We start from the raw sequence: 24,861 nt of genomic DNA, 5'->3' as shown, positions 1-24,861 counted from the left end.
TTTTCATCGGACGATCAGGCGTCCGATAATAGGGATGCGGCGAAGCTCATCTTTTTTGATTAAACGGAAAACGAGCAGCAAGATGATATAGAAAACAGCGCTTATCGCAATCCATCCGGCAACATTCACAGCCTCTGACTCTCCGAACCGCACATATTGTTTGACAGCAGAGCTGAGGAACCCGCATATAAAAATAACCGCAAAGCAGAGCACGTACTCTTTTATTTTGATGCTGATCGGCAGCACTTTGCTCACTGTCGCTGCATGCAAAAGGGTGACGAGCACCATGCCCGTTACAATCGCTAATGCAGCACCCATGATGCCGAGAGACGGTCTGGTGGCAAGGACGAAAATAAGGCCTGTTTTTACAAGGGCTCCGATCAAGCTGTTCATCATTGCGGCTCCTGCTAAATTGAGCGCCTGCAGCACAGCCTGAAGCGGACCCTGGAAATAATAAAGCAGAAAAAACGGAGCCATGACTTTTATAAACACAGCTGCGCCTGAGGACCCATACATCACGCTCATCAGCTCATCCGCAAACACATATAAAATCACTACTGAAATGCCCCCGCTAAGCAGGCACAGCCGCATGGCCTGCTCCAATCGGTATTCAACCACCTGAAGTTTTTTCTGTTCCATTCCTTCACTTATCGCAGGAACGAGCGCGGTCGACAAAGAATATGTAATAAAGCTGGGCAGAGTCAGCAGCGTCATGGCAAAGCCGGTCAGTTCCCCGTATTGCTTTGTAGCCGCAACTGTCGCCACTCCGGCAATTGCAAGGCTTTGCGCGACAACAATGGGTTCAAAAAACCAAGACAGGTTGCCGATAAAACGGCTGCCGGTTGTAGGAAGTGAGACGCTCATTAATTGAGAAAAAGTTTCTTTTCCATTTTTAATCGATTGAAAAAAATGGTTTCTGATTTTCATTGTCTTTTTGAATTTGAAACAAATGAATAAATAAACGAGTGATGCCAGCTCTCCTGCAACTGAAGAAAGCATGGCTCCCGCTGCGGCATATTCGATTCCGTAAGGGAGAAAAATCGTCGTACATACAGCCACGAGAGAAATGCGGACGATCTGTTCTAGGACTTGTGAAACGGCAAGCGGGTTCATATTTTGTTTTCCTTGAAAATACCCTCTCAGCACACTGGATATGGCGATAATCGGCACGACCGGAGTAATGGCCAAGAGGGGGTACAGCGTCCTCTGATCTGTCAGCATGGTTTCCGCCATTACCGGGGCGAAAAATAAAAACAGCGGTGTGAAAATCAGGCTGAGAATCCCAGTGATGGTAAGAGACATGACTAAAATATTTTTCGTTTTTTGATGATCTCCGCGTGCGCTGGCTTCAGCGACAAGCTTACTGATCGCGACGGGAAGACCGAATTGAGTTAATGTAGTGGCTAAGAAAAAGGTAGGAGCCGCCATCATATAGAGCCCGACCCCTTCTTCGCCGATAAAACGGGCGATGACCACCCGGTTGACAAAGCCGAGCATTCTTGTGACCATCCCTGCTGCGATAAGGATAAGAGTGCCCTTTAAAAACGTCTGTTTCGCCATTTTTACCCCCTGCCTTCTCAAACTACCTGGAATCATATACAATAAAGATATGCGTATATATCGTCCAAGCATGACAAGTCTTCTTGAAAAACAATAAAAAAGGAGCGTGGAATTCGTGGATAAGCATCCAGCCGATCTGTATAAAGACCACGTAAGGCCGTTTCTTTACAGCAAACTGGAAGAGTTTAAGATTCTGGGATATGATGATGTTGAGCTCGATAGTTTGTGGTCATACTTAAAAAACAAGAAGTGGAAAAAGAAATCGGAACTGCACATCTATGAACTGACAAGAGATATTTTATCAGTGAAAATTGGAGAATTTATGAACTATGCAACTGTTGAGTCATTTAAAACGTCTAATTGGCTGGGCAGTGAAGAAGGTCAGGAAGCATTGGAAGAACTACTGAGGTAGCAGTTGATCTGCATAGGTTTAAGGGAGGATATACATAATGAAAAAAGGACGCTTGATTGCGTTTTTCCTTTTCGTTCTATTGATTGGCACGGGTCTGGGCTACTTTACAAAGCCTGCTGCAAACAATATTACGTTAGGATTGGATTTGCAAGGCGGATTTGAGGTGCTGTATGACGTACAGCCCGTAAAAAAAGGTGACAAAATCACAAAAGACGTTCTGGTCAGCACAGTAGAGGCTTTGAACCGCAGGGCGAATGTCCTCGGTGTCAGTGAACCGAACATCCAAATTGAAGGAAATAACCGGATTCGTGTTCAGCTCGCTGGTGTGACAAACCAAAACAGAGCGCGGGAAATTTTGGCGACTGAGGCTCAGCTTTCTTTCAGAGATACAAATGACAAGGAATTGCTGAACGGTTCTGATCTCGTTGAAAACGGGGCAAAACAAACATACGACGCCAAAACAAATGAACCGATTGTCAGTATTAAACTGAAAGATGCTGATAAATTCGGTGAAGTGACGAAAAAGGTCATGAAAATGGCGCCAAACAACCAGCTTGTCATTTGGATGGATTACGAAAAAGGAGACTCTTTTAAGAAAGAAGTTCAAAAAGAGCACCCTAAGTATGTTTCCGCTCCGAATGTAAGCCAGGAATTAAACACAAAAGACGTTACAATTGAAGGGCATTTTAAAGTCCAGGAAGCGAAAGATTTAGCCAGCATTTTAAATGCCGGGGCGCTGCCTGTTAAACTGACTGAAAAATACTCAACATCAGTAGGCGCACAATTTGGACAGCAGGCGCTGCACGATACGGTGTTTGCAGGTATTGTCGGAATAGCTATTATTTTCCTATTTATGCTTTTCTATTACCGCCTGCCAGGATTGATTGCGGTGATTACGCTATCAGTTTATGTATACATTACGCTCCAGATTTTTGACTGGATGAACGCTGTTCTCACTCTTCCGGGAATAGCCGCACTCATTTTAGGCGTCGGGATGGCTGTAGATGCCAACATCATCACCTATGAGCGGATTAAGGAAGAGCTTAAGCTAGGAAAATCCGTCCGTTCTGCCTTTCGCTCAGGAAACAGACGGTCATTTGCGACGATTTTTGACGCGAATATTACAACCATTATTGCAGCGGTTGTGCTCTTTGTTTTTGGGACAAGCTCTGTTAAAGGGTTTGCGACAATGCTGATTCTGTCGATTCTGACAAGCTTTATTACCGCAGTCTTCTTATCAAGATTTCTGCTCTCGCTTCTTGTGGAAAGCAGATGGTTAGACCGGAAAAAAGGCTGGTTTGGCGTCAAAAAGAAACATATTGTGGACATCCAGGACACAGATGAAAATACAGAACCGTATACGCCGTTCCAAAAATGGGATTTTACGAGCAAACGAAAATTTTTCTTTATTTTCTCAAGTGTAGTTACCGTTGCCGGGATTATTATTCTGCTTGTATTTAAGCTGAATCTGGGCATTGACTTTGCGAGCGGCGCACGGATTGAAGTGCAAAGTGACCATAAGCTCACGACAGAGCAGGTGGAGAAGGACTTTGCATCACTCGGCATGGAACCTGACACGGTAGTCTTGTCAGGCGAAAAGAGCAATATTGGTGTTGCCCGCTTTGTAGGAGTGCCTGATAAAGAAACCATTGCAAAAGTGAAAGATTACTTTAAAGACAAGTACGGATCCGAGCCGAATGTCAGCACGGTGTCACCTACTGTTGGTAAAGAACTGGCGAGAAATGCATTGTACGCAGTAGCCATTGCTTCAATCGGAATCATTATTTACGTTTCCATCCGATTCGAGTACAAAATGGCGATTGCTGCGATTGTTTCACTGCTTTATGATGCTTTCTTTATTGTCACATTTTTCAGCATTACAAGGCTGGAGGTAGATGTTACCTTTATTGCGGCCGTCCTGACGATTGTCGGTTATTCGATTAACGATACAATCGTTACATTTGACAGGGTTCGCGAGCATATGAAAAAGCGCAAGCCGAAAACGTTTGCCGATTTGAGCCATATCGTAAATCTAAGCTTGCAGCAAACCTTTACAAGATCCATTAATACTGTATTAACTGTAGTAATTGTTGTCATAACATTGCTGATCTTTGGAGCATCTTCTATTACAAACTTCTCAATCGCTCTATTGGTTGGGCTGTTAACAGGTGTTTATTCATCCCTCTACATTGCCGCGCAAATTTGGCTTGTTTGGAAAGGGAAAGAATTAAAAAAAGGTACGGAACAATAGAGTAACTGTCAGGCTGTCCATTATGGGCAGCCTGATTTTTTGGCGTTTGATTGATCTTAAAATAGACATTTGCTATAATGACATACGCTTACAATTAAACATATAAATGGTGTGAAGAGGATTTGTGACAGGTTTTCATTTATGTGGGAGGGTTTGGGTATGAAGGTTCGCGAGTCGGAGCTGCCGGGTATCGGGCAAAAAGTTGAGATTGTCACCAGAAACCAAGATAAAATATCAATTATCATTCATGACGACGGCAGAAGAGAGCTGTATTATTTTGACGAAAATGATCATGAAGAATGTGTGACATCCGTACAGTTTGATGATGCGGAAGCGAGGCAGATTTCTGCGATTCTGGGCGGGATGGCATATAAACCGAAAGCGTTAGAAACCGTGGAAGTGGCTCTTGACGATTTGATTATAGAATGGTTTAAAGCAGAAGCAGGAGCACCAGCCGTTCACAAGACAATCGGTGATTTGGACGTGCGGCAGGAATATCAAGCGACAGTCATCGCTATATTAAAGAAGAATCAGAAAAAGCAATTGAATCCAGGGTTTGAAACAGTGATAGAAGAAGGAGATACACTCGTCATCTCTGGAGAGAGAGACGGACTGAAAAGGCTGATCCGTGAAAAATTAACCGCACTGGGGGCTTGACTCGCGTCAAGCCATGTTTAAAACCAATGTGAATAGGGAAACTAACCTCAATAAGTGAAGTTTGGGGGTAATCGAATGAACAAACAATGGACGATTATATTTGCACTTATTTTTACGTTGCTTGTCGCTGTTTTCGCAGTAATTAATGTAAGATCCGTAGAAGTTGATTACCTGTTTGGCAGATCAGAGTGGCCGCTTATTCTAGTTATTTTAGGTTCAGTACTGATGGGGGCGCTGATCGTTTTTTCTGCCGGAATTTTTCAAGTCATGAAATTAAAGAGAGAAATAAAAGCGTTGCGGAAAGAAACCAAAACCGCACAGGATGTGATACATAACCAAGAGGATGCTCATTTGAATAATGTTCAAGCCGACACACAGGATGCATCCGCCATGATTGAGAAAAAAGACTAGTTTTCGAATTATATTTGAAACCCCTCAGCATGCTCTAGTATAATAGGGTGGTTGAGGGGTGAATTTATGTTAGCGTCAAAAATGCGATGGGAAATCCAGCGACCAGATCAGGAAAAGGTCAAATCACTCACAGAACAATTGGACATAACACCTCTTGTTGCGTCGCTGCTTGTAAAAAGAGGCTTTGATACGGCAGAAAACGCGAGGCTGTTTTTACATACAAAGGATGCCGAATTCTATGATCCCTATGAGATGAAGGGGATGAAAGAAGCGGTTGAACGAATAAAACAGGCGATTTCACAACAAGAACAGATTATGATATATGGCGATTATGACGCCGATGGAGTTACCAGTACGTCAGTGATGCTGCACACTTTGCAAAAGCTGTCGGCGCAAGTTGATTTTTATATACCTGACCGGTTTAAAGAAGGCTACGGCCCTAATGAACAGGCATTTCGCTCGATTAAAGAACGAGGCTTCTCACTCATTATTACGGTTGATACGGGGATTGCCGCTGTCCATGAAGCGAAGGTAGCAAAGGAACTTGGCTTAGATGTCATCATTACCGATCACCATGAGCCTGGACCGGAGCTTCCGGCTGTCCATGCGATCGTTCACCCGAAGCAGCCTGGCTGCACCTATCCCTTTAAGGAGCTTGCAGGAGTGGGCGTGGCGTTTAAGCTTGCCCACGCATTATTGGGCGAATTGCCAGATGAACTTCTTGACCTGGCGGCAATCGGCACCATTGCCGATCTAGTTCCGCTGCATGATGAAAACAGATTAATTGCAACATTAGGTCTCGAAAAGCTCCGGCGGACGAACCGGCTTGGTTTAAAAGAACTGATTAAGCTCTCAGGCGGAGAAATCGGAGAAGCGAACGAAGAAACCGTCGGATTTCAGCTCGCACCGAGACTGAATGCAGTCGGAAGAATTGAACAGGCCGATCCTGCTGTTCATTTGCTTATGTCCGAGGACCCGTTTGAAGCGGAAGAGCTTGCCGCTGAAATCGATCAGCTTAATAAAGAACGGCAAAAGATGGTCAGCAAAATGACGGATGAAGCGATTGAAATGGTTGAACAAGAAGGGCTTAACCAAACTGCGATTGTCGTGGCAAAAGCAGGGTGGAATCCCGGAGTCGTCGGAATTGTAGCTTCAAAGCTTGTAGACCGTTTTTACCGCCCGGCCATTGTTCTTGGAATTGATGAAGAAAAAGGGATCGCCAAAGGTTCGGCACGAAGCATCAGGGGATTTAATTTGTTTGAAAGCCTTTCTGAATGCAGAGATATTCTTCCGCACTTTGGAGGCCATCCAATGGCGGCTGGCATGACGCTGAATGCCGAAGATGTGCCGGAATTGCGGAACAGGCTGAATGAGATAGCTGACAATACGCTTACAGAAGAAGATTTTATTCCTGTACAGGAAGTAGACCTCGTATGCAGCGTGGAGGATATTACGGTTGAAAGCATCACAGAGATGAATCTGCTTTCTCCCTTCGGCATGCTGAACCCGAAACCGCATGTGATGGTAGAAAACGCAGTGCTGGAAGATGTCCGCAAAATCGGGGCGAATAAAAATCATGTCAAAATGACGATTAGAAACGATTCATCCCAGCTTGACTGCGTCGGTTTTAACAAAGGCGAGCTTGAGGAAAGTATAGTGCCCGGTTCAAAAATTTCGATTGTTGGTGAAATGTCGATCAATGAATGGAATAACAGAAAAAAACCGCAGCTGATGATCAAGGATGCGGCTGTTGCTGAATGGCAGCTGTTTGACTTAAGAGGAAAACGTACGTGGAAAGATACGGTTTCCGCCCTTCCGTCTGATAAACGAGTCATTGTCTCCTTCAAAGAAGAAACCACAACGCTTCTTCAGTCTGAAGATCTTCGCCATGACGTGCACGTTATCAGTTCTGAAGACCAAGCGAAGGCATATGAACTTGACGGTGCATATATTGTATTACTGGATTCTCCGCCTTCGCTGGACATGCTCGCACGTTTGCTGGAAGGCAAAGCGCCTGAGCGGATTTACTTCATCTTTCTCAATCATGAGGAACACTTTTTATCATCTTTTCCGGCAAGAGACCACTTTAAATGGTATTATGCATTCTTGCTGAAAAGAGGCGCTTTTGACTTGAAAAAACACGGTTCAGAGCTTGCGAGGCATAAAGGCTGGTCCGTTGAAACAATCAATTTCATGACAAAGGTGTTTTTTGATCTCGGTTTTGTTAAAATAGAGAATGGTGTGCTGTCTGTGATAAGCGGAGCGAAAAAACGCGATTTAACAGACTCACAAACATATCAAGCAAAACAGCAGCTGATGGAGCTGGATCAAAAGCTGAATTATTCTGCGGCTGAAGAGCTGAAGGAATGGCTGAATAAGCTGATGAAACAAGATTCAGAGGCTTATGAAAGTACGAGGAGGACATAAAACAGATGGATTTAAAACAATACGTAACAATTGTACCCGATTACCCGAAAGAAGGCGTGCAATTTAAAGATATTACGACACTGATGGATAAAGGCGATGTCTATCGCTATGCAACAGATCAAATTGTTGAATATGCGAAAGAAAAACAAATTGATTTGGTTGTCGGCCCGGAGGCGCGCGGCTTTATTATCGGCTGTCCGGTTGCCTACGCGCTCGGCGTCGGTTTTGCACCGGTTCGCAAAGAAGGCAAATTGCCGCGTGAGGTCATCAAAGTGGATTACGGTTTGGAGTATGGAAAAGACGTATTAACGATCCACAAAGATGCGATTTTGCCAGGCCAGCGTGTGCTTATTACAGATGACCTGCTTGCGACAGGCGGCACAATTGAAGCTACAATCAAACTAGTTGAGGAGCTTGGCGGCATTGTAGCTGGTATCGCTTTCTTAATCGAGCTTTCTTACCTTGACGGCAGAAATAAACTTGATAATTATGACATCTTAACACTAATGAAATACTAAAGATAACCTCATAAAGAAAAAAGCACTCGATACAGGGTGCTTTTTTCCTATTGTTTTGCATTTATTTGATATATTATTTGGTGATTTGAACTTCTGCTCTTTACATCTATCGTTTTTTTCTTGATAATAAACTACAATACAGTTTACATTTTAAAAAAGGTGATTCCATGGCGAACGAACAAGTATTGACTGCCGAGCAAGTTATTGATAAAGCGCGCAGTTATCTATCCGATGAGCATATCGCATTTGTCGAAAAAGCATACCTGTACGCTGAAGACGCTCATCGCGAGCAATACCGCAAATCAGGTGAGCCTTACATTATTCATCCGATTCAGGTTGCGGGAATTCTCGTTGATCTTGAAATGGATCCATCCACAATTGCGGGCGGATTTCTGCATGATGTAGTGGAGGATACTGATGTGACGCTTGATGACCTGAAGGAAGCATTCTCCGAGGAAGTGGCAATGCTTGTGGACGGTGTAACAAAGCTCGGTAAAATTAAATATAAATCTCAAGAGGAACAGCAGGCGGAAAATCATCGCAAAATGTTTGTCGCTATGGCTCAAGATATCCGGGTCATACTGATCAAGCTGGCGGATCGTCTTCACAATATGCGGACGCTGAAACATCTTCCCCAAGAAAAACAGCGCAGAATTTCTAATGAAACGCTGGAAATCTTTGCTCCTTTGGCTCATCGCCTCGGGATTTCAAAGATTAAATGGGAACTGGAAGATACGGCGCTCCGTTATTTGAATCCTCAGCAATATTACAGAATTGTCAACCTCATGAAGAAAAAACGCGCAGAACGCGAGCTTTATGTCGACGAGGTTGTCAATGAGGTGAAAAAACGTGTCGAAGAAGTCAACATCAAGGCTGACTTCTCAGGCCGGCCGAAACATATTTACAGTATCTATAGAAAAATGGTGCTGCAAAATAAGCAATTCAATGAAATCTATGATCTGCTTGCTGTCCGGATTCTCGTGAACAGCATAAAGGACTGCTACGCGGTGCTCGGCATTATTCATACCTGCTGGAAGCCGATGCCCGGCAGGTTCAAAGATTATATCGCAATGCCGAAGCCGAACATGTATCAATCGCTTCATACAACAGTTATAGGGCCTAAAGGCGACCCGCTGGAAGTGCAGATCCGCACCTTTGAAATGCATGAAATCGCGGAATACGGGGTTGCGGCTCACTGGGCTTATAAAGAAGGAAAAGCAGCGAGTGAAAGCGCAACATTTGAGAAAAAGCTTTCATGGTTCCGCGAAATTTTGGAATTCCAAAATGAATCAACAGATGCCGAAGAATTTATGGAATCGCTCAAAATCGATTTGTTCTCGGATATGGTGTACGTCTTTACGCCAAAAGGAGATGTCATCGAGCTTCCGTCCGGTTCTGTCCCGATTGATTTCTCTTACCGGATACACTCTGAAATCGGCAATAAAACAATCGGTGCGAAGGTCAACGGAAAAATGGTGACCCTTGACCATAAGCTCCGGACAGGTGATATCGTTGAAATTCTCACCTCCAAGCATTCCTATGGTCCGAGTCAGGATTGGGTGAAGCTTGCTCAAACTTCACAGGCGAAGCATAAAATCCGTCAATTCTTTAAGAAACAGCGGCGCGAAGAAAATGTTGAAAAAGGCCGTGAATTGGTAGAAAAAGAAATTAAAAATCTGGACTTTGAAGTGAAGGACGTCCTGACACCGGAGAACATCCAAAAAGTTGCTGATAAATTTAATTTCTCAAATGAAGAAGACATGTACGCAGCGGTCGGCTACAATGGCATCACAGCCCTGCAGGTGGCGAACCGGCTGACGGAAAAAGAAAGAAAACAGCGCGATCAGGAAGAACAAGAAAAAATCGTTCAGGATGTCGCTGCGGAGCCTAAACCGTATCCGCAAGGAAGAAAGCGGGAAGCTGGCGTTCGCGTCAAGGGGATCGACAATCTTCTTGTGCGATTATCGAAATGCTGTAATCCTGTGCCTGGTGACCATATTGTCGGTTTCATTACAAAAGGCAGAGGGGTTTCCGTCCATCGCGACGACTGTCCGAATGTCAAAACGAATGAAGCACAGGAGCGGCTGATCCCAGTAGAGTGGGAACATGAGTCACAGGTGCAAAAACGCAAGGAATACAATGTTGAGATCGAGATTCTTGGGTATGACCGCCGCGGATTGCTTAACGAGGTGCTTCAGGCAGTGAATGAAACGAAAACAAATATTTCTTCTGTCTCTGGCAAATCGGATCGCAACAAAGTGGCAACCATTCATATGGCTATTTTTATCCAGAACATCAATCATCTGCATAAAGTCGTCGAGCGCATTAAGCAAATAAGGGATATATATTCTGTGCGCCGCGTCATGAATTAAAGGAGTCACAAAATGAAAATAGTCGTTCAGCGAGTAACAGAAGCAAGTGTAACCGTTGATGGAGATGTGATCGGCCAAATTGGACAAGGCATTATGGTCCTGGTCGGCATCACTCACGATGATACAGAAGAGGACGCCGCTTACTTAGCGGATAAAATGGTGAATCTTCGCATTTTCGATGACAGCGATGGAAAAATGAATTTGTCGCTTCTGGATACAGGCGGGGAGATTTTGTCTGTTTCACAGTTTACGCTTTACGGAGATACGAGAAAAGGACGGCGCCCGAACTACATGAACGCCGCAAAACCTGATAAGGCTTTGGGCCTTTATGAAAAATGGAATGACCTGCTTCGTGAAAAAGGAATCAAAGTAGAAACCGGTAAATTCGGCGCCATGATGGATGTAAAGCTCACTAACTCCGGACCGGTCACTTTGATTATGGATTCAAAATAAAAAAAGCTGCCAAAAGGCAGCTTTTTTTATTGAAAATATTTCTCCAATCCGCTCTCAATTCCGTCTGTTACTTTTTCTTGATATGAATTGCTATGTACAATGGCTTCTTCCTGCGGATGGCTTACATATCCTAGCTCGTACAGCATAGCGGGCTGTTTGTTTTCACGGAGCACATAATAATCTCCGAACAGTACGCCGCGGTCAGGAATGGAAGATCGCTTAACCACTTCAGAGTGTACATCTGATGCCAGTTCCTGATCCTTTGCAGGACTGTAGTAATAAGCTGTGCTTCCCCTTGTAGAAGTATCCGCAAAGCTGTCGTAATGAATGCTGATGAAGGCGTCTGCATTGCGGTAGTGAGACGTCGAGACTCGTGATTGTAAGCTGACAAATGTATCATCCTGCCGTGTCACATACACGTCTGCTCCTGCTGATCTAAGTTTGCTGGCCAGCAGTTTCGCCGTTTTGATCGTCAGTTTTTTCTCGAATTGGCCTGAATAGCCGATTGTTCCGCTGTCTTTTCCTCCATGCCCCGGATCGACAACAATCGCTTTGTTTTTCAGCGACCCGCTTCCGGAAGCGGAATCAGCGACAGGCGGCTCTCCGGATTCTTCAGCGCTTTTAGACGTCTGTACCACCCAGTTGGCGACATAAGCGGTCTGCCCATTGTCAAGTTTTACTTCATACCAGCTGCCCTTTGATCCGGTAATGGAGTACGCATCGCCTTTGGCTGCGCGTTTAACGATAGAAGCTGACGTTGAGGCATCGCTTCTTAAATTCGTTCCTCCGTATACGATATAGGCTTTTTTTGTACTGTCTGAACTGCTGACATCAGCTGAATCTTCAGCTGGGTCAGAACTGGTCACAATGTAATGGCTTGCGACCCAGCCTTTTAGCCCATTCGCTTCAATATGAAGCCAGCCGTTTTTCTCTTCGAGGATTGTAAGCTTCGTTCCTCGTGAAAGTTTTGTTATAATCGCTGCATCATGTGAGGCAGAGCCTCTGACATTCAGTGAAGAAACGCCAACCGTGCCCGTTGTTGAACCAGATGATTCTGTCTGATCACTTTCCTCAGACGCTGAACTGCCGCTGCCTGAAGTGACGTATTCGGAAGATACCCATCCGGTGGAATTTCGATATGATATCTTGATCCAGCCGGAATTCTTGTCAATCACTGCGGCTTGGCTGCCCTGCGGGAATTTGCCGATGACTTCGTATGAAGTACCAGGGCCTGTTCTCATCCGTAAATCGGGATCTGTTGATGTTACAGTTTCACTGCTGTCTGTAGAGCTTGTGCCTGACTGTTTTTCCTTAGTAATAAGCCAGGAGACAACCCACCCTTTATCTCCGGAACCAAGCTGTATTTGCACCCAGTCTCCGTCTTCCTTCAAGATGGGGTAGCGTTCTCCTTTTTTCACCTCCGCCATGATGCCGTAGCTAAGCCCCGGGCCGCTTCTGACGTTCATTTCATCTGTTGCGATGACGGCTTCTCCCTGAGCGGCTGTAACGGCAGAAAAAGGCGGGAAAAGCGCCCCGGCGACGATAATACATACAATAAGGACAAAGTGTTTCTTGCTCATTGTGTCCTCCTTTCTAATGATCATAAAAAAAAGCATTCTTTATTAATATCGTAAAGTCCTTTCTGATTTTTAAATAAAAATAAAATGATTTGTTTATACTAGGCATAAAACCAATGAAAAAGGTGTGCAAATCATGAAATATCATCCAAAAATGGGACGTGCATTTCACGACGGCGAAGGAAACCTGCATTTCAGTGATCATGCCGATCCTGATACAATCGGTTATCTCACTGAAACGGCAACGGAATTTGGTCTTATGTCCAAAGAAGCATCACAGCAGAAAAACAACCGGAATAAAGCTTGACAGAGTACAGCAATGCCATTATTATAATAGAAATCGAGTACATAATAAATAATAATTAAACTGAACCAATAATGGAGAAGAGTAGGTCAGATTGCATGGCTAGAGAGGAACCGCCCCAGGCTGAAAGCGGCTCCCATTGCGTCTTTCTCGAAACAACACTCCGGAGGTTTCCTGCTGAACGCGTGATACCGTCATTAGGCAGTGAACGTGAACCTGCGTTAAAGGATCGAGCGGGAATACGAAAATATTCCAACTAGGGTGGCACCACGGGTATAACTCTCGTCCCTACTATATGTGTATAGTAGAGACGGGAGTTTTTTTATTTTTCATCATTGACGATAAATGTATATTTTATAAGGGATACATAAGGAGGTCTACACATGGGATATAACATTCCAAGAGGAACACAAGATATTCTGCCCGGAGAATCAGAGCGCTGGCAGTATGTTGAACAAATCATGAGAGACACTTGCCGAACTTATCAATATAAAGAAATCCGCACGCCGATTTTTGAGCATACAGAACTGTTCGCCAGAGGCGTCGGGGAGTCTACGGATATTGTACAAAAAGAAATGTACACCTTCCAGGACCGCAAAGGCAGAAGCCTGACGCTTCGCCCCGAGGGAACTGCTGCAGCAGTTCGCGCTTTTAATGAAAATAAATTATTTGCGAATCCTGTTCAGCCGACAAAGCTGTATTATGTCGGGCCGATGTTCCGTTACGAACGTCCGCAGACAGGCCGTTACCGCCAGTTTTATCAGTTTGGAATCGAAGCGATTGGATCGAAAGACCCTGCAATAGATGCTGAAGTAATGGCGCTGGCGATGGGTATTTATCAGAAGGCCGGCTTGAAAAACGTCAAGCTTGTGATAAACAGTCTTGGCGATCGGGACAGCCGCAAAAGCTACAGAGAAGCGCTCGTGAAACACTTTGAGCCGCGCATCGAGGAATTTTGTTCAGACTGTCAGTCACGTCTGCACACCAATCCGCTCAGAATTTTGGATTGCAAAAAGGACCGGGATCATGAGCTGATGAAATCGGCACCTTCTATTCTTACTTACTTAAATGAAGAATCAGCCGCTTATTTTGAAAAAGTGAAGCAATATTTAAACGATCTCGGCATTTCTTATGAAATTGATCCTAACCTTGTGAGAGGGCTGGATTATTATAATCATACCGCATTCGAAATCATGAGCAATGCGGAAGGCTTTGGCGCTATTACAACGCTTGCCGGCGGCGGACGCTATGACGGATTGGTCGAGCAAATCGGCGGACCAGAAGCGCCCGGCATCGGATTTGCGATGAGCATTGAACGCCTGCTTGCCGCAATTGATGCTGAAAAAAGAGAACTGCCTGTTGATCAGGGGATTGACTGCTATATCGTGACGCTTGGCGAAAAAGCGAAGGATTATTCCGTTTCGTTGGTGTACAAACTGAGAGAAGCAGGCATTTCCAGTGAAATTGATTACGAAAATAAGAAAATGAAAGGCCAGTTTAAAACCGCTGACCGCCTCAACGCCAGATTTATTGCGATTTTGGGAGAGGATGAGCTTGCTCAAAACAAAATCAATGTAAAGGATGCAAAAACAGGCGAACAGATTGTAGTGGCTCTTGATGAATTTATACATGTGATGAAAGCAAACCAAAAGGGATAAGGAGTGGAACGCATTGTTTGGAAGAACATATTATTGCGGCGAAATGACTGAAAAAGCAATTGGCGAATCTGTAACGCTGAAAGGCTGGGTCCAAAAAAGACGGGACCTCGGCGGATTGATTTTTATTGACTTGCGTGACCGTACGGGAATTGTTCAAGTCGTTTTTAACCCTGATGTATCAAAAGAAGCGCTTGCTATTGCTGAAGGCATCAGAAACGAATACGTACTTGATATTCAAGGAAAAGTGGTTGCGCGCGAAGAAGGTACAGTGAATAAGAATTTGAAAACAGGCGCGATTGAAATTCACGCTGATGCAGTGACTGTATTGAGTGCTGCGAAGACGCCTCCGTTTGCCATTTCTGATCAAGCGGATGATGTATCAGAGGACGTGCGTTTAAAATACCGTTACTTAGATTTGCGCAGACCGGCTATGTTTCAAACGATCCAGCTGCGCCATAACGTGACGAAAGCTGCTCGGAGCTTTTTAGATGAAAAAGGGTTTCTTGATATTGAAACGCCGATTTTAACAGGAAGCACACCTGAGGGCGCACGTGACTACTTGGTGCCGAGCCGTGTGCACGAAGGTGAATTCTATGCGCTCCCTCAATCTCCGCAGCTATTTAAACAGCTTCTGATGGTCTCAGGCGTTGAACGCTATTATCAGATTGCCCGCTGTTTCCGCGATGAGGACTTGCGTGCGGACCGCCAGCCTGAGTTTACGCAAATCGATATTGAAATGTCCTTTATGAGCCAGGAAGACATTATGTCATTGGCTGAGGATATGATGGCAAAGATTATGCGTGAAACGAAAGGTGTGGAACTCAAGCTTCCTCTGCCTCGAATGACGTATGACGAGGCGATGAACAAATACGGTTCTGATAAACCGGATACTCGCTTTGACATGCTTTTGACAGATGTATCTGACATTGTAAAAGATACTGAATTTAAGGTGTTCTCATCAGCTGTGGCAAACGGCGGAGTAGTCAAAGCCATCAATGTAAAAGGCGGGGCAGGCGATTACTCAAGAAAAGACATCGATGCTCTAGGTGCGTTTGCTGCAAATTACGGAGCGAAAGGACTTGCTTGGGTGAAGGTCGAAGCGGACGGAGTGAAAGGCCCGATCGCCAAATTCTTTGATGATGAAAAGCAGTCTAAGCTGATTGAAGCACTTAATGCCGCTGAGGGTGACTTGCTGCTGTTCGGGGCGGATAAATTCGAAGTTGTTGCCGCATCACTCGGCGCCCTGCGCTTAAAGCTTGGGAAAGAACGGGGACTCATTGACGAAGACCTCTTCAATTTCTTATGGGTTATTGACTGGCCGCTCTTAGAGCATGATGCGGAGGAAGGCCGTTTTTACGCAGCGCACCATCCGTTTACAATGCCTGTCCGTGAAGACCTTGAGCTGATTGAAACAGCGCCTGAGGACATGAAAGCGCAAGCCTATGACCTCGTCTTAAACGGCTATGAGCTTGGCGGCGGTTCGATCCGTATTTTCGAAAAGGATATTCAGGAAAAAATGTTGGCACTGCTTGGTTTCACAAAAGAAGAAGCAGCAGAACAGTTTGGATTCCTTCTTGAGGCATTTGAATACGGCGCTCCTCCGCACGGCGGAATCGCGCTTGGCTTAGACCGTCTCGTGATGCTTCTTGCCGGCCGGACGAATCTGAGAGATACGATTGCTTTCCCGAAAACGGCAAGTGCAAGCTGTCTGATGACAGATGCGCCGGGAGAAGTAAGCGACGCGCAGCTTGATGAACTTCATCTTTCTATTAAAACAAAAGTAAAGAACTGAATGTGCAGTTCGATTCTTGAAAATCAAAATCGTCTATGATATGATTTTGACAAGTTAAATAAAGTCCTGATGTGTTAGTTGTACACCTAGTTTTGACCGAACATATTTTTGATTTGGGAGCCCGCATTTTTAAATGGCGTACATGCCTCTTTTCATTCGGTAAAGAGGACTTACAAGATTTAAAAGAGGGCACCCACCTGCTGAGAGCGGGTTCAAAACAAAGGAAAGCTGCAACGGCACGATTGGGACTTTATTTTTTATGCGCAGAAAAAACGGCTGTTTCTGTAATAGCCATTTATCATATGAAAACCAGATTACGAATGTGGAGTGAGGTTCTTGTTACACCAGTTTTCACGCAATGAATTAGCTATCGGAAAAGAAGGCCTTGAAACGCTGAAAAACAGCACGGTTGCTGTGCTTGGAGTTGGAGGCGTCGGATCGTTCGCAGCGGAGGCGCTTGCACGTTCAGGCGTTGGACGCATCCTGCTTGTCGATAAGGATGATGTGGACATCACAAACGTAAACCGTCAGCTTCACGCTCTTCTTTCAACTGTCGGTCAGCCGAAAGTGGATTTAATGAAAGCGCGTATTGCAGACATTAACCCTGAGTGTGAAGTGATTTCGTTAAAAATGTTCTATACGGAAGAAACGTATGAGCAATTCTTTGAGTATAACCTTGACTACGTAATTGATGCGTCAGACACCATTCATTATAAAATCCATTTAATGAAAGAATGTCTGAAACGGGATATTCCGCTGATCTCCAGCATGGGTGCGGCGAACAAGACAGACCCGACACGTTTCCAAATCGCAGATATTTCTAAAACACATACTGACCCGATTGCAAAGGTGGTTCGTACGAGACTCCGTAAAGAAGGCATCAAAAAGGGCGTTCAAGTGATTTTCTCCGATGAAAGCCCAATTGTGATCCGGGAAGACGTCAGAAAAGAAGTCGGAAATGACGATGCGAAAATCCGCAAAGCCAAAATGCCGCCGTCCTCTAATGCTTTTGTGCCGTCTGTTGCGGGATTGATTATGGGCGGTCATGTTGTCATGGATCTTTTGAAAGATATTGAAATCAAACGCGTGAAGGATAAATAATGAATAAAAAACAGCCTTGAAGCATATTCAAGGCTGTTTTTTTATTTTCTTTTTATTAATTTATCGTACACTTGCTTTAACGCAGATTCAAATTTACCAGTTTGTTTCGGTTTGTAATATTGCTTGTTCTTTAAAGGATCAGGGAGGTACTGCTGTTCAACCCATCCATTTTCGTAATTATGAGGGTATTTATAGTCGATTCCTCTTCCAAGTTCCTGTGCGCCTTTATAATGCGCGTCTTTTAAATGTTTTGGGACATCGCCGATTTTTCCTGCTCTGATGTCCGCGAGCGCTTCATCGATTGCTAAAATAGCTGAATTGGATTTTGGCGAGAGACAGAGCTCAATGACCGCATTGGCCAGCGGTATGCGCGCTTCAGGGAAGCCAATACGTTCGGCGGTCTGAACTGCATGCAGCACTCTCGGTCCGGCCTGCGGGCTGGCTAAGCCGATATCCTCATAGGCGATAACCAAGAGTCTCCTTGCGATGCTTTCTAAGTCACCCGCTTCAATTAATCTGGCCAAATAGTGAAGAGCGGCGTTGGCATCAGAGCCGCGGATCGATTTTTGAAAAGCGGACAAGACGTCATAATGCGCATCACCGTCTTTATCGTGAGAAAAACTCTTCTTTTGCAGGCATTCTTCCGCAGTCTCTAATGTGATGTGGATCACGCCATCCGCAGACTCCTTCGTTGACAATACGGCAAGCTCAAGCGCATTTAAAGCGGAACGGACATCTCCTCCGCATCCGTGGGCAAAATGCTCCATCGCCTGGTCATCAATTGAAACGGAATATGTGCCAAGCCCCCGGTGCTCATCATGAAGAGCCCGCTCTAATGCCTGTTTAATCAATTCAGGTGTTAATGGCTCTAGCTCAAAAATCTGCGTTCGGCTTCTGATGGCCGGATTTATGGCGTGATATGGGTTAGCTGTAGTGGCGCCGATTAAAATAATCATGCCATTTTCTAAATAAGGCAAAAGAAAATCCTGTTTTCCTTTATCGAGTCTGTGGACTTCATCCAAAATCAAAATGACCTGGCCGGACATTTTGGCTTCTTGAGCTACGATCTCCATATCCTTTTTATTGTTAATAACGGCATTCAGCTTGCGGAAAGCAATACTTGTTGAACCGGCGATTGCTGTTGCGATTGAGGTTTTTCCAATTCCGGGCGGCCCGTACAAAATCATGGATGACAAATGTTTTGCCTGAACCATTCTGCCGATAATTTTATCTTCAGCCACCAGATGCTGCTGGCCGATAATATCCTCTATTTTCGTCGGACGCATCCGATATGCCAATGGCTTCATCATCATCTCTCCTTAGTTAATTACAGGGTAACGGAAAACCGGAAATTAGAAAAGGGGGAAGCCCTGTTTCCGCCGGCTTCCATGAAAATTCGCAGAAGGTATGCTATAATAGCAGTTGGTCTATTATTTAATAAACGGACGAATTATATAGAAATTACCATTATATATGTGGAAAATCATGAAATAACAGAGGTGTTCATGTTGAAAATATCAACTAAAGGAAGATACGGTCTCACCATTATGATCGAGCTCGCGAAAAAGCATGGTGAAGGCCCGACTTCATTAAAAAGCATCGCACAGACGAATAATTTGTCAGAGCATTATTTAGAGCAGCTGGTATCACCGCTCAGAAATGCCGGCTTAGTCAAAAGCATCAGAGGCGCATACGGCGGATACGTATTAGGCAGTGAGCCGGATGCCATTACAGCTGGAGACATCATCCGCGTGCTTGAAGGTCCGATCAGCCCTGTGGAAGTGCTCGAAGACGAGGAGCCTGCCAAGCGGGAGCTGTGGATCCGCATACGGGATGCTGTTAAAGAAGTGTTAGACAGCACAACTTTAGAGGACCTTGCCAGCTACACAGATGGAGAGCAAGAAGCTTATATGTTCTATATTTAGATCAGAGGTGTAAAACAAAATGGAACGGATTTATTTGGATCACGCTGCAACGTCTCCGATGGATGATCGCGTGCTGGAGAAAATGATACCGCATTTCTCCGGAAATTTCGGCAATCCATCCAGCATTCATTCATTTGGAAGGGAATCACGGAAATGGGTGGACGAAGCAAGAGCGCAGATTGCAGCTGAAATTGGTGCGGCAGAACAGGAAATTATTTTCACTAGCGGGGGAACGGAAGCCGATAATTTAGCGATAATGGGAACTGCGCTTGCCAGAAAAGATCAGGGAAAACATATCATCACGACAAAAATTGAGCATCACGCCGTGCTTCACACATGTGAAAAACTGGAGGAAGACGGATTTGAAGTGACGTATCTGGATGTTGATGAAAACGGCAGAGTCAGTGCAAATCAGGTGAAAGAAGCACTCCGTGATGATACAATCCTTGTGACAGTGATGTATGGAAATAACGAAGTCGGAACTGTGCAGCCAATCGATGAAATCGGCCTGCTGCTGAAGGAACATAAGGCTTATTTTCATACCGATGCTGTTCAGGCATTCGGATTTTTTCCAATTGATGTGAAAAGCAGCCATATTGACCTTCTGTCTGTTTCTGGGCACAAGCTCAACGGGCCAAAAGGGACAGGCTTTTTATATGCAAGTAAGGATGTAAAGCTTTCTCCGCTGTTATTCGGAGGAGAGCAAGAAAGAAAACGCCGTGCCGGAACAGAAAATGTTCCGGGAATTGTCGGGCTGAAAGAAGCGGTCAAGCTGTCGGGCGAAGAACGGGACGAAAAAAACGAGAAGTATCAATCGTTTAAAACAATCATTGCCGGCACGCTTAAGGATGCCGATGTGGCATTCGAGATCAATGGAGATCAAGAGCATAGCCTTCCGCATGTCATGAACCTTTATTTTCCCGGTGCATCTGTGGAGGCCCTGCTGGTAAATCTTGATATGGCGGGAGTCGCGGTTTCCAGCGGATCAGCGTGCACCGCTGGTTCAGTCCTGCCGTCACACGTTCTGACTGCCATGTTCGGTGAAGAGAGCGACCGGCTGACGTCCTCAATTCGAATCAGCTTCGGTCTCGGCAATACGGCTGAGCAAGTGAAAACCGCTGCCGAACATGTGGCTGCCGTTGTAAAGCGGCTGACACAATAAGGCGGACTTAATTATTGGAGTGAATGAAATGGAAAAACGGCCGGAGGATACAAGAGTCGTTGTCGGCATGTCTGGCGGAGTAGACTCATCTGTGGCGGCTCTGCTCTTAAAAGAACAGGGCTATGACGTGATCGGAATCTTTATGAAAAACTGGGATGATACGGACGAAAACGGTTTTTGCACGGCGACAGAGGATTATGAAGATGTGATCCGCGTCTGCAATCAAATCGGAATTCCGTACTATGCCGTTAATTTTGAAAAGCAATATTACGAGAAGGTATTTCAATACTTCCTCGATGAATATAAAGCAGGCAGAACACCAAACCCTGATGTGCTGTGCAACAAAGAAATTAAATTCAAGGCATTTTTGGAGCATGCCTTGTCACTTGGCGCTGATTATTTAGCGACTGGCCACTATGCAAGGGTCGACAGAAGCGGCGGCAAAGTCAGAATGCTGCGCGGCATTGATGAAAACAAAGATCAAACGTACTTCTTGAATCAGCTGACAGAAGATACGCTAAGCAAAGTCATGTTCCCGATCGGCGAGCTTCAAAAAAGCCGTGTGCGTGAAATTGCCAAAGAAGCAGAACTTGCAACGGCAATGAAAAAAGACAGCACAGGCATCTGTTTTATCGGCGAACGCAACTTCAAAACGTTTCTCAGCCAATATCTCCCTGCACAGCCGGGCGATATGATGACGATGGACGGCGAAGTAAAAGGACGCCATGACGGGTTAATGTACTACACGATCGGACAGCGTCACGGTCTTGGCATCGGCGGAAGCGGCGAGCCGTGGTTTGCGGTCGGTAAAGATCTTGAAAAGAACATCCTTTACGTGGATCAAGGGTTCCACAACCCGCTCCTTTACTCCGATAAAATTACAGCAACCAATATCAGCTGGGTTCGTTCGGATATAATGGACGGCAAAGAAATTTCCTGCACGGCCAAATTCCGTTACCGTCAAGAAGACCATAAAGTGACGGTTCGAATGACTGGGGAAGGCGAAGCGGAGGTTATCTTCGACGAACAGGTCCGTGCTGTCACACCGGGACAAGCCGTTGTCTTTTATGATGGCGAAGAATGCCTTGGCGGCGGAACCATCGATGACGTATATAAAGACGGAACAAAATTGTGGTATGTATAAAATGAAAAAAACCTCAACAGCGAGTTGGGGTTTTTTAATGAAAGGAAGATGTCTGTGGACTACAATCAAGCCGGTATAGAGGCAATGCAGGAAGGCGATTACGAAAAAGCGGCAGAGGCTTTTACAAAAGCGATTGAAGAGAACAAAGAAGACGCAATTCCGTATATTAACTTTGCTAACCTGCTTTCATCAGTAAATGAACTGGAACGGGCGCTTGCGTTTTATGAAAAAGCGCTTGACTTAGACAGCGGGGCAGCCACTGCTTATTATGGAGCAGGAAATGTCTATGTTGTAAAAGAAATGTACAAAGAAGCGAAAGACATGTTTGAAAAAGCGCTGCGTGCCGGAATGGAGAACGGTGATCTTTTCTACATGCTTGGAACCGTTCTCGTAAAGCTTGAGCAGCCTAAGCTCGCTCTACCATATTTACAAAGAGCCGTCGAGCTGAATGAAAACGATGCAGAAGCGCGTTTCCAATTCGGGATGTGCTTAGCGAACGAAGACATGCTGGACGAAGCACTCAGCCAATTCGAAGCTGTAACAGAGCAAGACCCAGGGCACGCGGATGCGTTTTATAATTCCGGTGTCGCTTATGCTTATAAAGAAAATCGTGAAAAAGCGCTTGAAATGCTGGACAAGGCTATCGAAATCCAGCCCGATCATATGCTGGCGCTTCATGCAAAAAAACTGATCGACCCATCATAAAAAGCTCAGGAGGAGGGACGGCTCGTGCAGCAGCACCCGGATCAGCTGAAAATGGAGGAGGAGCCCTTTTTAAAAGGGACAGTAAACACCGTCATTTATCACAATGACGCCAATTTATATACGGTTCTGAAAGTGAAAGTCACAGAGACCTCCGAAGCTATTGAAGATAAAGTCGTATCCGTGACGGGCTACTTCCCTGCGCTTCAAGAAGAAGAGACCTACACGTTTTACGGAAAAACCGTTACTCACCCAAAGTTCGGACTGCAATTTCAAGCTGAGCATTTCAAAAAGGAGATCCCGACAACAAAAGAAGGCGTCATTCAGTATTTGTCGAGCGATCTGTTTGAAGGAATCGGTAAAAAAACCGCTGAAGAGATTGTGAAAAAACTGGGTGACAGTGCGATTAATAAAATTTTGGCTGATTCTTCAGTCCTTTATGATGTTCCGAGACTGTCAAAAAAGAAAGCTGACACCCTTGCCGGTGCTTTGCAGCGGCATCAGGGACTGGAGCAAATTATGATTTCGCTGAATCAATTTGGGTTCGGCCCTCAGCTGTCTATGAAAATCTATCAGGCCTATGAATCCGAGACGCTGGAGAAAATTCAGGAAAACCCTTATCAGCTTGTGAGAGACGTGGAAGGCATAGGCTTTGGAAAAGCAGATGAGCTTGGCGGAAGAATGGGGCTCTCAGGGAATCATCCTGAGCGGATAAAAGCGGCTATTTTGTACACGCTTGAAACGACATGCCTTTCAGAAGGGCATACGTACATAGAAACGAAGCAGCTGATTATCGAAACCCAAACGCTGTTAAATCAGTCAGCGGCAGATGGACAGCGCATTACAGAAATGGATGCCGCTAACGCAATGATTGCGCTTGGAGAAAATAAGGATATTATCATTGAAGATGAACGATGTTACTTTCCGTCGCTGTTTTTCGCTGAACAAAATGTTGCAAAGCGTGTGAAACAGATCGCAAGCCAAACCGAATATGACGACCAGTTTCCTGAATCAGAATTCCTTCTGGCTTTAGGGGAATTGGAAGAGCGTATGAATGTTCAGTACGCGCCGAGTCAGAAGGAAGCGATACAAAAAGCTCTGTCGTCACCGATGCTTCTTTTAACGGGAGGACCAGGTACCGGTAAAACAACGGTCATCAGAGGCATTGTAGAATTGTATGGAGAACTCCACGGTGCTTCGCTTGATCCGTCGGATTATAAAAAAGATGAAGCCTTTCCGATTGTGCTGGCCGCGCCTACAGGTAGAGCGGCGAAACGAATGAGTGAGTCAACGGGTCTTCCGGCGGTTACGATACACCGGCTGCTCGGCTGGAATGGCGCGGAAGGATTTACTCATACAGAGGACCAGCCGATTGAAGGGAAGCTTTTGATTATCGATGAAGCGAGTATGCTTGATATATGGCTTGCGAATCATTTGTTCAAAGCGATCCCTGACCATATTCAAATCATCATTGTCGGAGACGAAGACCAGCTGCCTTCCGTCGGACCCGGTCAAGTGCTCAGAGACCTTTTGGCATCCCAGGTGATTCCGACCGTAAGACTGACAGACATCTACCGGCAAGCGGAAGGATCGTCGATTGTTGAGCTTGCCCACGAGATGAAAAACGGGCTGCTTCCAAACAACCTGACGGCCCCGACAAAGGATCGTTCCTTTATCCGCTGCGGTGGTTCGCAAATTAAAGAAGTAGTTGAGAAGGTTGTCGCGAATGCATTGAAAAAAGGATATACGGCAAAAGATATACAGGTCCTCGCCCCAATGTACAGAGGGAAAGCCGGAATTAATGAGCTGAATGTGATGCTGCAGGATATTTTAAACCCTCCAAAAGAAAAGCGGAGGGAAATTAAGTTCGGTGACGTTGTCTATAGAACCGGGGATAAAATTTTGCAGCTTGTCAATCAGCCGGAAAACAATGTGTTTAACGGCGATATTGGAGAAATCACTTCAATTTTCTATGCGAAGGAAAATACAGAAAAAGAAGACATGGCTGTTGTCTCTTTTGACGGCAATGAAATGACGTTTACGAAAAAAGACTTCAGTCAGTTTACTCATGCGTATTGCTGCTCTATTCATAAATCGCAGGGCAGTGAATTTCCGATCGTGGTTCTTCCTGTAGTGAAGGGCTACTATAGAATGCTCAGAAGAAACCTTCTATATACCGCCATCACGAGGGCGAAGAAATTTCTCATTTTATGCGGGGAAGAGGAAGCGCTGGAGTGGGGCGTGAAAAATAATGACGCGACTGTCAGACAGACCTCATTAAAAAACAGGCTGTCAGCGCAGGTGGCTGAAATGGATGCTGAGCTTGCGGCTTTGCAAAAAGAGCTCCCGTTCAGCGTGCACGACGCAAATATCGGAATGGAAGGCATTACGCCATTCGATTTTATGAAAGAAGAACAGCTGTAAAAAGGGCTCCC

Annotated in this window: 20 protein-coding genes, 1 other RNA gene and 1 other annotated feature; of the genes, 18 read left to right on the top strand and 3 right to left on the bottom strand. The window is 45.2% G+C overall.

Features of this window, described 5'->3' with window-relative positions; translation table 11 throughout:
* Positions 1-3 precede the first annotated feature (3 nt).
* Positions 4-1,560: a stage V sporulation protein B gene (spoVB, locus tag WA325_RS05710; protein WP_336183306.1), complete on the bottom strand. Its 1,557-nt coding sequence runs from the start codon at positions 1,558-1,560 to the stop codon at positions 4-6.
* Between the two features lie 115 nt (positions 1,561-1,675).
* Here spoVB and WA325_RS05705 point away from each other — a divergent pair, with 115 nt between their 5' ends.
* The 8 genes from WA325_RS05705 (at position 1,676) to dtd (ending at position 11,061) form a co-directional block, all read left to right on the top strand.
* Positions 1,676-1,972: a post-transcriptional regulator gene (locus tag WA325_RS05705; RefSeq protein WP_010335127.1), complete on the top strand. Its 297-nt coding sequence runs from the start codon at positions 1,676-1,678 to the stop codon at positions 1,970-1,972.
* A 37-nt stretch (positions 1,973-2,009) separates the two neighbouring features.
* Entirely contained in the window at positions 2,010-4,223 is a 2,214-nt protein-coding gene (gene secDF / locus WA325_RS05700) for a protein translocase subunit SecDF (RefSeq protein WP_336183305.1), read from the top strand.
* A gap of 159 nt (positions 4,224-4,382) precedes the next feature.
* Positions 4,383-4,880: a cation:proton antiporter regulatory subunit gene (locus WA325_RS05695; protein WP_105953503.1), complete on the top strand. Its 498-nt coding sequence runs from the start codon at positions 4,383-4,385 to the stop codon at positions 4,878-4,880.
* A 75-nt stretch (positions 4,881-4,955) separates the two neighbouring features.
* Positions 4,956-5,291: a LapA family protein gene (locus WA325_RS05690; protein WP_044154255.1), complete on the top strand. Its 336-nt coding sequence runs from the start codon at positions 4,956-4,958 to the stop codon at positions 5,289-5,291.
* A gap of 66 nt (positions 5,292-5,357) precedes the next feature.
* Positions 5,358-7,718: a single-stranded-DNA-specific exonuclease RecJ gene (gene recJ, locus WA325_RS05685; protein ID WP_336183304.1), complete on the top strand. Its 2,361-nt coding sequence runs from the start codon at positions 5,358-5,360 to the stop codon at positions 7,716-7,718.
* A gap of 5 nt (positions 7,719-7,723) precedes the next feature.
* Complete coding sequence (locus tag WA325_RS05680) at positions 7,724-8,236, top strand: adenine phosphoribosyltransferase (RefSeq protein WP_010335123.1); 513 nt, start codon at positions 7,724-7,726, stop codon at positions 8,234-8,236.
* A gap of 167 nt (positions 8,237-8,403) precedes the next feature.
* Positions 8,404-10,608: a GTP diphosphokinase gene (gene relA / locus WA325_RS05675; RefSeq protein ID WP_044154273.1), complete on the top strand. Its 2,205-nt coding sequence runs from the start codon at positions 8,404-8,406 to the stop codon at positions 10,606-10,608.
* Positions 10,609-10,620: 12 nt separating this feature from the next.
* Positions 10,621-11,061: a D-aminoacyl-tRNA deacylase gene (gene dtd / locus WA325_RS05670; protein WP_059293508.1), complete on the top strand. Its 441-nt coding sequence runs from the start codon at positions 10,621-10,623 to the stop codon at positions 11,059-11,061.
* Positions 11,062-11,087: 26 nt separating this feature from the next.
* Here dtd and WA325_RS05665 read toward each other — a convergent pair whose 3' ends face one another.
* A complete protein-coding gene (locus tag WA325_RS05665; RefSeq protein WP_336183303.1) occupies positions 11,088-12,641 on the bottom strand; it encodes an SH3 domain-containing protein in 1,554 nt (517 codons plus the stop codon).
* A gap of 133 nt (positions 12,642-12,774) precedes the next feature.
* On the opposite strand from WA325_RS05665, the gene WA325_RS05660 reads away from it, so the two are divergent.
* From WA325_RS05660 to WA325_RS05640, 5 genes are all read left to right on the top strand, one after another.
* Positions 12,775-12,945 carry a YrzK family protein gene (locus WA325_RS05660; protein ID WP_010335119.1) on the top strand — a complete coding sequence of 57 codons (171 nt, stop codon included), beginning with the start codon at positions 12,775-12,777 and terminating at the stop codon, positions 12,943-12,945.
* 59 nt (positions 12,946-13,004) lie between these two features.
* Positions 13,005-13,235 (top strand) — a binding site (T-box leader).
* 90 nt (positions 13,236-13,325) lie between these two features.
* Positions 13,326-14,600, top strand: a complete 1,275-nt coding sequence (gene hisS / locus WA325_RS05655; RefSeq protein WP_105953505.1) for a histidine--tRNA ligase — start codon at positions 13,326-13,328, stop codon at positions 14,598-14,600.
* 13 nt (positions 14,601-14,613) lie between these two features.
* The gene (gene aspS / locus WA325_RS05650; protein ID WP_336183302.1) at positions 14,614-16,392 is read left to right on the top strand and encodes an aspartate--tRNA ligase; all 1,779 of its coding nucleotides are present in this window, start codon (positions 14,614-14,616) and stop codon (positions 16,390-16,392) included.
* Positions 16,393-16,452: 60 nt separating this feature from the next.
* A non-coding RNA gene (ssrS, locus tag WA325_RS05645) (6S RNA) lies at positions 16,453-16,645 on the top strand.
* Positions 16,646-16,728: 83 nt separating this feature from the next.
* Positions 16,729-17,493, top strand: coding sequence for a tRNA threonylcarbamoyladenosine dehydratase (locus tag WA325_RS05640; protein ID WP_059293512.1), 765 nt, complete (start codon positions 16,729-16,731; stop codon positions 17,491-17,493).
* A gap of 41 nt (positions 17,494-17,534) precedes the next feature.
* Here the strand turns inward: WA325_RS05640 and WA325_RS05635 are convergent, their stop codons facing one another.
* Positions 17,535-18,800, bottom strand: coding sequence for a replication-associated recombination protein A (locus WA325_RS05635; RefSeq protein ID WP_105953507.1), 1,266 nt, complete (start codon positions 18,798-18,800; stop codon positions 17,535-17,537).
* Between the two features lie 201 nt (positions 18,801-19,001).
* Between WA325_RS05635 and cymR the strand changes: the two genes are divergently transcribed.
* The 5 genes from cymR to recD2 all read left to right on the top strand — a co-directional run bounded on the left by cymR (position 19,002) and on the right by recD2 (position 24,850).
* Positions 19,002-19,418, top strand: a complete 417-nt coding sequence (gene cymR / locus WA325_RS05630) for a cysteine metabolism transcriptional regulator CymR (protein WP_003225879.1) — start codon at positions 19,002-19,004, stop codon at positions 19,416-19,418.
* 19 nt (positions 19,419-19,437) lie between these two features.
* A complete protein-coding gene (locus tag WA325_RS05625; protein ID WP_105953508.1) occupies positions 19,438-20,580 on the top strand; it encodes a cysteine desulfurase family protein in 1,143 nt (380 codons plus the stop codon).
* 28 nt (positions 20,581-20,608) lie between these two features.
* Positions 20,609-21,724 carry a tRNA 2-thiouridine(34) synthase MnmA gene (gene mnmA, locus WA325_RS05620; protein ID WP_336183301.1) on the top strand — a complete coding sequence of 372 codons (1,116 nt, stop codon included), beginning with the start codon at positions 20,609-20,611 and terminating at the stop codon, positions 21,722-21,724.
* Positions 21,725-21,808: 84 nt separating this feature from the next.
* Entirely contained in the window at positions 21,809-22,429 is a 621-nt protein-coding gene (locus WA325_RS05615) for a tetratricopeptide repeat protein (protein ID WP_105953798.1), read from the top strand.
* A 24-nt stretch (positions 22,430-22,453) separates the two neighbouring features.
* Positions 22,454-24,850, top strand: a complete 2,397-nt coding sequence (gene recD2, locus WA325_RS05610) for an SF1B family DNA helicase RecD2 (protein ID WP_336183299.1) — start codon at positions 22,454-22,456, stop codon at positions 24,848-24,850.
* Positions 24,851-24,861 lie beyond the last annotated feature (11 nt).

Source organism: Bacillus sp. 205(2023) (assembly GCF_037027485.1).
GTDB lineage: Bacteria > Bacillota > Bacilli > Bacillales > Bacillaceae > Bacillus > Bacillus halotolerans.
Note: the sequence above shows the minus strand (reverse complement) of the source record. Positions and strands in the feature narration are given on the sequence as shown.